Source organism: Pseudomonas sp. NPDC087814 (assembly GCF_044742865.1).
In the GTDB taxonomy this organism is placed as follows: domain Bacteria; phylum Pseudomonadota; class Gammaproteobacteria; order Pseudomonadales; family Pseudomonadaceae; genus Aquipseudomonas.
Genome location: NZ_JBIUVK010000086.1, coordinates 1 through 10,545, shown reverse-complemented (window position 1 = coordinate 10,545; position 10,545 = coordinate 1). Strand labels below are relative to the sequence as shown.

At 65.0% G+C, this 10,545-nt stretch carries 8 protein-coding genes; 7 read left to right on the top strand and 1 reads right to left on the bottom strand.

What is annotated here, in order from left to right:
* Positions 1–115 precede the first annotated feature (115 nt).
* A complete protein-coding gene (locus tag ACIOMR_RS30320) occupies positions 116–1,108 on the bottom strand; it encodes a P1 family peptidase (RefSeq protein WP_003218615.1) in 993 nt (330 codons plus the stop codon).
* Positions 1,109–1,414: 306 nt separating this feature from the next.
* Here ACIOMR_RS30320 and ACIOMR_RS30315 point away from each other — a divergent pair, with 306 nt between their 5' ends.
* From ACIOMR_RS30315 to ACIOMR_RS30285, 7 genes are all read left to right on the top strand, one after another.
* Positions 1,415–3,853, top strand: a complete 2,439-nt coding sequence (locus tag ACIOMR_RS30315; protein WP_003218616.1) for a TonB-dependent siderophore receptor — start codon at positions 1,415–1,417, stop codon at positions 3,851–3,853.
* 58 nt (positions 3,854–3,911) lie between these two features.
* Positions 3,912–5,249 (top strand): LLM class flavin-dependent oxidoreductase, encoded by a 1,338-nt coding sequence (locus ACIOMR_RS30310; protein WP_003218618.1) that lies wholly within the window; start codon positions 3,912–3,914, stop codon positions 5,247–5,249.
* Entirely contained in the window at positions 5,246–6,163 is a 918-nt protein-coding gene (locus tag ACIOMR_RS30305) for a 5'/3'-nucleotidase SurE (RefSeq protein ID WP_102368660.1), read from the top strand. The genes ACIOMR_RS30310 and ACIOMR_RS30305 overlap by 4 nt, the downstream gene beginning before the upstream one ends.
* On the top strand, positions 6,160–7,149 hold the full coding sequence (locus ACIOMR_RS30300) for an LLM class flavin-dependent oxidoreductase (RefSeq protein WP_087695236.1): 990 nt from the start codon (positions 6,160–6,162) through the stop codon (positions 7,147–7,149). Before ACIOMR_RS30305 ends, ACIOMR_RS30300 begins: the two co-directional genes overlap by 4 nt.
* Positions 7,146–8,132, top strand: a complete 987-nt coding sequence (locus ACIOMR_RS30295) for an LLM class flavin-dependent oxidoreductase (protein WP_008430352.1) — start codon at positions 7,146–7,148, stop codon at positions 8,130–8,132. The genes ACIOMR_RS30300 and ACIOMR_RS30295 overlap by 4 nt, the downstream gene beginning before the upstream one ends.
* 159 nt (positions 8,133–8,291) lie before the next feature.
* Positions 8,292–9,284, top strand: a complete 993-nt coding sequence (locus ACIOMR_RS30290; RefSeq protein WP_177020867.1) for an LLM class flavin-dependent oxidoreductase — start codon at positions 8,292–8,294, stop codon at positions 9,282–9,284.
* Positions 9,274–10,416, top strand: a complete 1,143-nt coding sequence (locus ACIOMR_RS30285; protein WP_003218626.1) for an LLM class flavin-dependent oxidoreductase — start codon at positions 9,274–9,276, stop codon at positions 10,414–10,416. Before ACIOMR_RS30290 ends, ACIOMR_RS30285 begins: the two co-directional genes overlap by 11 nt.
* The last annotated feature ends 129 nt before the right edge of the window (positions 10,417–10,545 follow it).

Genomic DNA, 10,545 nt, shown 5'->3' with positions numbered 1-10,545 from the left:
GAGGCCGAACGCAGGTATTGCGCAGCGGGTAAACCGGCAGGACGCCGGTTTAGCCGCGCCGGGCCATGGATGGCCCGTCGCGGCGGCCCGCGGAGTAACGGATATACACCCCACCCTAACCCCGCGCAGCAAACACCCCCCGAGCAATCGACCGAGCCACACAATCAGCCGCCGCCGACCCAATCCGCCCAATCTCCACCTGCCGCCGAGGCCCATCCGCCACCTCCACTGCCCCCGAAGCCAACGCAAAAACCGTATCCCCATCAAACGGCAAATGCGCCGGCCGCACCGCCCGGGCAATCCCGTCCTGCGCCATGATCGCCACCCGCTTGCACTCCGCCACCGTCAACCGCGCCGTACTCGCCACCACCACCAGCGTGGTATTGGCCCCCGCTTGCAGACGCCCCATGGAATCCAGCCGCGACAACTCCGGCATCGGATCACTGCAATCCATCTCCGTCACCGGCCGCGCCCCACCAAACTCCCCCGCCACCTCCCAGGGCCAGGCCCAGAACGTCTCGCCATCCGGCATGTAGACCGAACCAATCGGGTTAGCCACCACCAACGCGGCAACCACCAACCCATCGCCCAAATCCAGGGACGCCGTCCCCAGCCCGCCTTTCAGCACCCCGGCCATGGCCCCACGCCCGGCCCCGACAGAGCCCAGCTCAAACTCCGGACCGGCATTGGCCAGCGCCTCAAACCCCAGCCGCCGGTAAGGTGGCTCCAGGCCCCAATCCTTGTCCCCGCCATTCGCCAAATCATGCAACACCGCCGCCGGCACGATAGGAATCGCCGGCGCACCCGGCTTCAAATGCAACCCCACCTGGTCCTGGGACAACTTCGCCGCCACCGCATCCGCCGCCGCCAGGCCAAACACCGAGCCACCGGCAAACACCAGCGCGTGCAGCTGGCCCACCATGTTCTCCGGCTCCAGCGCCGCGGTTTCGCGACCACCTGGGCCTCCACCGCGAATGTCGATACTGGCAGTCCAGAAACCATCCGGGCGGATCACCGTGACGCCGGTGTCGGCGTACAGGTCTGTGGCGTGGCCAACCTCCAGGCCGGGAATATCAGTGAGGGCGTTGCGCGGGCCAGGTCTAGGCATACAGAAAAGCTTCCTTGGGTTTAGGTATGGCGTGGGGAGAGCAAGGGGTGTGCCAAGGAGGCGCTCCCCCGGCCCAGCGTACGCTAGCAGCTTCGCGAAAAAATCCCCTGCACAAAAACCAACACCCTGCCCTCCCGCCTGTTAGAAAAACACCACCCGCCCCGCAACCCCTCCAACAACTCCTTGTTATCCAAGACTTTTCAGCGATGGCACAGCCTTTGCTCTCCTGCCTCCACCAGAGCTTGAACTTAACAAGCCGTCCTCGAACAAGGCCCGTTGCCTAACCACACTGGAGTGTTGCACATCATGAATCCATCACGCGCCGCAGGCCGCCGCCAACCCGGCAAGGCTTTCGCCCATACCCTGTTGTTCCTCGCCGTGTGCGAGGCCGTCAGCTACAGCAGCCTGACCCTCGCCGCCGACGCCCCGGCCAGCGATAACCCCCTGGACACCGTCGTGGTCATCGGCAACCGTGGCCAGGCCCGCACCCTGGCCGACAGCCCGGCGCCGGTGGACGTGATTTCTTCCAAGCAGTTGCTCGCCACCGGCCAGGGCGACCTGACCCGTGCCTTGAGCAAGGTGCTGCCGTCCCTCAACCAGCCGGCCTCGTCGGGCTTCGGTTCGACCTCGATCGTGCGCCCCATCAGCCTGCGCGGCTTGAACGGCGACCAGGTGCTGGTGCTGGTCAACGGCAAGCGCCGCCACAACAGCGCGCTGCTGAACAACGCCACCTCCCTCAACTCCGGCTCGCAACCGGTGGACCTGGACATGATCCCCACCGCCCTGGTGGATCACATCGAAGTCCTGCGTGACGGCGCCTCGGCGCAATACGGGTCGGACGCCATCGGCGGCGTGATCAACATCGTGCTCAAGCAAACCGACCACGGCGGCAGCTTGTCCACCACCTACGGCCAGAACTATGAAAACGGCGACGGCGAAACCGTGCGTCAAACCGGCAATGTCGGCCTGGCCCTGCCCAACGACGGTTTCATCAACCTCGCCCTGGACGTGAAGAAACAGGACGTCTCGGACCGTTCCGATGCGGCGCCGTACACCGACAGTGCCGGCAACACCAGCCAACGCCACACCTACTACGGCACCGGCTTGCCCGAGGCGAAGAACTTCAGCCTCGGCTACAACGCCGAGCTGCCGGTCGCCGACGCGCTGACCCTGTACTCGTTCTCAACCTACACCCACCGCAACTCGGAAAAGCCCCTGGCATTCCACCAGCCGCCGTCGTTCAACGGCATCCAGACCCCGTACCCGGAAGGTATCGAAGACAACCTGCGCTTCATCGAAGACGACTTCCAGGTGGCGTTTGGCGGCAAGGGCCAGGCCGCCGGCTGGGACTATGACCTGTCGAGCACCTACGGCCAGGACCATGCCCGGGCCACCCTCACCGACACCTACAACCTGAGCTACGGCCCGAACTCACCGACCTCGGTCGACACCGGCGTAAAAACCTTCAGCCAATGGACCAACAACCTCGACCTGACCCGCGCCTTCGACCTCGGCCTGTACAAGCCGACGCAGATTTCCTGGGGCCTGGAACAGCGCTACGAAGACTACAAGATCGGCAAGGGTGACCTCGCCTCCTACGCCAGCGGGCCGTTCGACACCGGTGCCAACGGCGCGATCATTCCACCCGGGACCATTTCCGGTGCCGGTACCACCCCGGCCGACGCCGCCGAAAAAAGCCGCATCAGCCTCGCGGGCTACGGCGAGATCGGCCAGGACCTCACCGACAAATGGCACGTGGACCTGGCCGGGCGCTACGAGCACTACAACGACGGCTCGGGCACCACCACCAACGGCAAGTTCTCCACCCGCTACCAGCTGACCCCGATCCTGGCCTTGCGCGGCACCGTCAGCACCGGGTTCCGCGCACCGTCCCTGGCCCAGCAGATCTACAGCTCCACCTCGCAAACCAGCGTCAACGGGCAACTGTTCGACTACCGCAACGTGGCGGTGAACTCCGATGTGGCCAAGGCCCTGGGCGCGACCACCCTCAAGCCTGAAAAGTCGACCAACTACAGCATCGGGCTGACCCTGCAACCCACTGACAACACCAACATCACCCTGGATGCCTACCAGATCGTGATCAAGGACCGCATCGCCCAGACCGGTTACCTGGGCGGCACGCCGCAAATCAGCGCGATCCTCGCCGCCGCCGGGCTCAACCCGAACCAGGCGGTGACCTACTTCACCAACGCCCTCGACACCACCACCCGCGGCGTCGACCTGGTGGGCGACTACCGCCAGGACATCGGTGCCTATGGCAGCCTGAAATACAGCGCCGGCTTCAACTGGAACACCACCCAGATCGACTCGATCCACGCCTCGACCGTGGCCGCCCAGGCCCTCGGCCCGGACGGTGGCTATGACCGCCAGCGCCAGGGCAACCTCAAGTACGGCTTGCCGCAATCCAAGCTGCTGCTGGGCACCACCTGGACCTACGACAAGGTTGAAACCAGCCTCAACCTGACCCGCTACGGCTCCTACACCGAGTACGGCACCGCCGAGATCTACGACCGCAACTTCGCGCCGACCTGGATCACCGACCTGAACATCGACTACCACCTGACCAAGGCCGTGACCCTGAATGCGGGGGCCAACAACCTGTTCAACAAGTACCCGAAACGCACCGACCTGGTAAGCAGTTCCGGCGGCTTCCCGTACGGTACCTTTTCGCCTTACGGCACCACCGGTGGCTATTGGTACACCGGCGTGACGTACGCCTTCTGACCCAGCCCGCGGGGCCGGTTCGCCGGCCCTGCGCCTGACCTTTTGCGGGAGCCTGCCCATGACCCGACGTACCGATCAACTCAAGCTGGGGGCCTTCCTGGCCAACAGCGGCCACCATGTATCAGCCTGGCGCCATCCCCTGGCCCAGGCGGATGCCAGCCTGGATTTCGAGCACTTCAAACACATCGCGCAAACTGCCGAACGCGGCAAATTCGACGCCTTGTTCGTCGCCGACGTGGTCGCCCTGTGGGGCCATCATCATGACGCCCTCAGCCGCACTGCCCGCGCCGAACACTTCGAACCCTTGACCCTGATGGCCGCTTTGGCAGCCGTCACCAGCAACATCGGCCTGATCGCCACCGCCACCACCAGCTACAACGAGCCGTACCATATCGCCCGCAAGTTCGCCTCCCTCGATCATCTGTCCAAGGGGCGCGCCGCCTGGAACCTGGTGACCTCGGTGGTCTCGGATGAGGCCTGGAACTTCGGCCGCGAAACCCATATCGACCATGGCGACCGCTACCAGCGCGCCGAAGAATTCCACGACGTGGTCAAGGGCCTGTGGGACAGCTGGGACGACGACGCCTTCACCCGCGACAAGGCCAGCGGGGAGTATTTCGACCCGGCCAAACTGCACACCCTGAATCATCGCGGCGAACATTTTTCCGTACGTGGCCCACTCAACGTCGCCCGCCCTCCACAGGGCCATCCGGTGCTGGTGCAGGCCGGTGCGTCGGAACCCGGCAAGGCCCTCGCCGCCCGCGTTGCCGAGCTGATTTTTGCGGTCAACCATGACCTGGCCGGCGCCCAGGCTTTCTATCAAGACATCAAGCAACGCGCCGCCGCCTTTGGCCGTGACCCCGACCACATCAAGATCCTGCCCGGTGTCACCCCGTTTATCGGCGAAACCCGCGAACAGGCCCAGGCGCTGTTCGAAGAGTTCCAGGCCCTGGTGGACCCGGTGCTGGGCCTGCGCTTCCTGGCCGACACCCTGGGCGATGACATCGACCTGTCGGGCTACGACCTCGACGGCCCGCTGCCGGAAACTCCGGTAGGCCAGCGCGGCAGCCGTCGCGACAAACTGCTGGAACTGGCCCGCAGCCAGAACCTGAGTATCCGCCAGCTGTACCTGCACCTGACCGCCGGCAACCCGATAATCGGCACCGCCGAAGACATTGCCGACTTCTTCGAGCAGTGGTTCGAAGCCCGTGCCTGTGACGGGTTTAACGTGTTCTTCCCGTACTTCCCGGGTGGCATCGACCTGTTCGTCGAGCAGGTGATTCCACTGCTGCAGCAACGCGGGCTGTTCCGCACCGAATACGAAGGCACCACCCTGCGGGAAAACCTCGGCCTGCCGCGCCCGGCCAATCGCTTTACCCAGGGAGTTACACCATGAAGCGCAGCGCATGGATGCTGGCAGTCGGCAGCCTGTTCGTCTCGAAGGCCTTTGCCCTGAACATTTTGCTGAGCAACGACGACGGTTATCAGCACCCCAATATTCGCGCCCTGTACACCGAGCTCAAGGCCCAGGGGCATACGGTGCGGATTGCCGCACCGCAGGCCGACCAGAGCGCACGGGGCGGTGCGTTTTTCTTTGGTCGCGAAGTCACCGTTGGCCATGACGACGACCCGGCCTACCCCGACAGTTACTACATCAGCACCACTGAAAACGGCGTGTGCCAGAGCCCCGAATGCGCCGGCAAAGACGTGCAGATCGAAATCAGCGGTACGCCGGTAATGGCCCTGCTGATGGGCCTGAAAAAAGTCATGCCCCACCCCGACCTGGTGATCGTCGGCCCCAACCCCGGGAATAACCTGGGGGCGATCAACAGCGCTTCCGGCACGTTCAACGTCGCTAGTGTCGCGGTGCAGGCGGGCATTCCGGCGCTGGCAGTCAGCACCGATTTGAAGGAGGCAGGCCCACAACGCGCGGCGCAACTGGTGGCGAAGCTGGTCAATGCCCTGGACCAGCATCGCCAGCCCGACGGCGCGCTCTTGCCCAAGGGCCTGGGCCTGAATATCAACCTGCCAAAAGACCCACGGATCAAGGGCGTGAAACTCACCCGCATCGGCAGCTACGTGGGCTTTGAAGCGGTGTACACCGACGACCTCAAGCAATTCAAGCTGCCGGGCAAACCCGGCATCGGCTTCCAGTACAGCCCCGCCGCCACCGCCGAGCAGCAGAAGCAGGATGAGGCGGTATGGCTCAACAAGGGTTACCTGACCATCAGCCCGTTCAGCGGCCTGCCGGAGTCGATCAACGCCGGCCCCGCGCTGCAAAAACAACTGGCCCGCGAGGTGCAGCCATGAGTTCGCGTTTTTCCCTGGGGTTTCTCAGCCGGGTCTACAGCCCCGGCTTCGAGCCCAAGGTCTACCGCGACACCGTGGAGTTGTTCAAGGTCGCCGAAGAGCTGGGCTTTGACAGTGGCTGGGTGGCGCAGCACCACTTCGCCAGCGAAAACGGCCGCCTGCCCTCGCCCCTGGTATTGCTTGCCGCCATCGCCCAGCGCACCCGGCGGATCAGCCTGGGCACCGGGATTATCGTGTTGCCCCAGGAAGCGCCGCTGCGCCTGGCGGAAGACGCCTCGGTGCTGGACCTGTTGAGCAATGGCCGGCTGGAGCTGGGCCTGGGTGCGGGTTTTGATCCCGACACGTTCACCGCATTCGGTCGTGAGCCTGAGGCGCGCCACCGCGATTATGAGCAGCACCTGCAACAGTTGATCCATGCCCTGGGCAACGCCCCCCTGACCGACAGCGGCTCGCGCCTGTTGCCACGGGCAGCCGGCCTTGGGCAGCGAATCTGGGAAGCCACCTCACGGGTGGAACGGGTGGCCGAGCGCGGCCACGGCCTGATCATGGCGCCCAACCCGCACCTGCCGCCCGAAGCCGGGGTAGAACTGGTCAACCGCTATCGCAACGCCTGGACCGGTGACAACGGCACCCCGCCCCGTGTCACCCGGGTACAGGCGCTGATCCCGAACCCGGACGCCGCCACGCGCAACGATATCCAGGCCTACGTGCAACGCCAACAGAGCATCGGCGTGTACAAGGCGCCGGTGGATGATGATTTCGACGCCACCCTCAGGCGCCTCGGCATCCTGCACGGCCCGGTCGAGCAGATCATCGAGCAGTTGCAGCAAGGCCCGAGCCTGACGGCCAACGACCACCTGGTGCTGCAAGTACAGACCGCCAGCACCCCGCTGCGGGAGGCGATCCGCGCCCTGGAAATCATCCGCGAACAGATCGCCCCGGCCCTGGGCTGGCAACCGACACTGCCCCAAGGAACCCTGACATGAGCTTCAAACTGGGCTTTCTCAGCCACGCCTTTGGCGACGATCCACAGCAGGTCTACCGCGACCTGATCGAACAATTCGAAGTCGCCGAAGCCCTGGGTTTCGACGGTGGCTGGATTGCCCAGCACCACCTGAGCAATGGCTTTGGCCGGCTGCCGTCGCCGCTGGTATTGCTGGCGGCGGTGGCCGAGCGAACCCGGCATATCGAACTGGGTACCGGGGTGATCGTGCTGCCTTTCGAAGACCCGATCCGCCTGGCGGAAGACGCCAGTGTGCTCGATGCACTCAGCGGCGGCCGGGTGCAATTGGGCCTGGGCAGCGGCGGCGCCAACCTCGACAATTTCAGCGCGTTTGGCCGTGATGCCGTGCAACGCCAGGTCGATTTCAGCGACCACCAGCAGCAGGTCCAGCAGTTACTCGACGGCGAGCCATTGACGCCCCACAGCGCGCTGACCCTGCAACCGCCAGCAACCGGCTTGAGCAGCCGCTTGTGGCACTCTCACGGCAGCCTCGAAGGCGCGGCATACACCGCCAGCCAGGGCAACGGCTTGCTGCTGGGCACCGCCACCCACGATCCGCTGACGGTGCAAAAACCCCTGGCCGATGCCTACTTGAATGCCTGGACCCGCACCGATCGCCCACCGAGAATCGGCGTGGTGCGGGCAATTTTCCCGGCAGCGGATCGCGCCAGTGCCCAAGCGGAACTGGCGGTGGATATCGAGCGCCACATCCCGCGCCTGCAACGCGAAGGCCTGATCGATCAAGCCGTGGACCTGCAGGAGCACCTGCGCCTGATGAACGTGCACCACGGCCATCCCGACGAAGTGATCGCCAGCCTGCAACAGGACCCGTCCCTGCTGCCCTATGCTGACTACGTGATCGCCGTGGTCCAGGCCGAAAGCTCGACCCAGGCGCAGATCCTCAAGCGCCTGGAAATCATCGCCCGGGACATCGCCCCGGCCCTCGGATGGCGAGGACGAGAGTAGGATGATCAAACGCCCTGAAAGCGTCAGCTCCCGTAGCAGCTGTCGAGTGAAACGAGGCTGCGTAGCGGTGTGTCAGATACACCGCGAACGCAGCCTCGCCGGGGCTCGACAGCTGCTACGACGACGCGTGATGCTGATGCCAAACTATGGAGCCCGTGTATGCCCCTTGAATTCAGTTGGTTGATGCCCCTCTGTACCCCCGACTGGGCGGCGCGGCCGGGGCAGTGGATCCAGCTGGCCCAGGCGGTGGAATACGCCGGCATCGACGGCCTGTGGATCCCCGGCGGCGCGCTGTGTGCCGACAGCCTCGGGGTGGCGGCGGCGTTGTGCGCCCACACCCGCCGGGTGCAATTGTCGGTGAGCGTACCGCCGGAAGTCATGCTGCCGGCGGCCCTGGCCACCACCCTGCAAAGCCTGCAATCGATCAGCAGCCACCGGGTGCGCCTGCACTTGCCCGACGGCGAACAAGGCAGCCTGCGCAGTGCGTTTGGCGAATGGCTGAACCGCGACCAGCGCAGCGAACGCATCGGCGAATACCTGGAGATTCTCCAACAACTGCTGGCACCGAATGACGGCGGCCTGGATTATCAAGGCCGCTATTTCCAACTGGAAAACGCCGGCGTCGCCCGCCGCGAACTGCCCGCGCCGCCACTGGTGCTGGACGACAGCCAAAGCCACGCGCTGGTGGCCGGCCACGCCCAGGTCTGCCTGTTGCGGCCTGGGCATCCGCAGTGGCTGGCCCAGGAAATACAACGCTGGCGCCAGCTTCAGCCGGGCCTGGCCTTTGCCTGTACCTTCGGCCTGGTCATCGGCGACAGCGAGGACCTGGCCTGGGAAACCGCCGCCGCCCTGCTGCCGACCCAGGACCTGCCCAACCACCGCATCGCCACCGTGCCCCGCGACCGTCACCCGTTGCGCCAGTGGGAGATCCACCCGAACCTGCTGCAACTGCACCCTGGCCAACCGTTGATCCTGGTGGGCACGCCCCGCCAAATCGCCACGCGCCTGCAGGAACTGCACGGCCTGGGCCTTGGCCACATCATCCTGCAAGGCGGCCCGGCGGTCGGCGAAGTGCTGCGCTTTGGTGAACAGATCCTGCCGCTGCTTTTTCGACACGGCCTGCGCAAGGAGCGCCTGCACCATGAACACTGAGGTTCGCCCCCCGATCCAGCTCGACTGGTTCCTGCCCACCAATGGCGACGGTCGCCACCTCACCAGCAGCGGCCTGCCCAAGGTCGGGCTGTTCCAGCAAGGCGAACGTGCCCCCACCCTCGATTACCTGCGCCAGATCGTGCGGGCTACCGAACAGGCCGGGTTCGACGGGATCATGGTGCCCACCGCCAGCGGTTTCGAGGATCCGTGGCTGATTACCGCGGTGCTGGCCCAGGAGGTGCGGCGGCTTAAATTCCTCCTGACGTTGCGACCAGGCATGGAGCTGCCGGCCTATACCGCCCACCGTGCGGCGACCTTGCAATTGCTCAGCGAGAATCGCCTGGCGTTGCATGTGGTGACGGGGTCCAGCCGTTTTGAGCAGCGTTCGTTGGGGGACTTTCTCGAACACGATGAGCGTTATGCGCGTACTGCGGAGTTTTTGCAGGTGTTCCAGGCGGTGTGGGCTGGAAAGCAGCCGGCGCATCCGGGGCGCTACTACCGCAGTGGGATCAACACGCCGGTGGCGCCTGGGGCCGAGGTGCCGGCGATCTATTTTGGGGGTGCCTCCGAGGCTGCCGAGCAGGTGGGGGCTGCCCATGGGCAGACGTACCTGATGTGGTGTGAGCCGCCGGCGATGATTGCCGAGCGGGTGCTGCGGATGCGTGAGTTGGCCGCGATGCAGGGGCGGACGTTGCGCTTTGGGTTGCGCTTGCACATCTTTGCCGATCGCACTGACGAGGCGGCCTGGGCGCATGTGGAGCGGCTGTTGGAGGAGATTCCCAAGGACGCCATTGACCAGGCGCAGCGGCAGATGGCCAAGTATGAATCGGTGGGGCAGAGTCGCCAGACCGAGTTGATGAAAGGCCGTGGGCGTGGGGCGCGGGAGCTGGAGGTTTCGGCCAACCTCTGGGCCGGTGTGGGCCTGGTACGGGGCGGGGCCGGGACGGCGCTGGTGGGGAGTTATGAGCGGGTGGCGGAGCGGATCGAGGAGTATCACCAGCTTGGGGTGGACAGCTTTATTCTCTCGGGGTTTCCGCATCTGGAAGAGTCGATTCATGTGGGGGCGGAGGTGTTGCCTTTGTTGCGCAGGATTGGGGCTTCGGGGAGGGATGTAGAGGTGGGTCGGGGTTGATTGAGTACATATCCGTTTCTTCGGTTATGGCTGATATTGGTTCCGCTCTTACAGCGGCTCACTTTTGAAAAGCGCAAAAGTAAGCAAAACGCTCTTGCCCCACCACTCGGCTCCTCGCTTAGGCTCGGA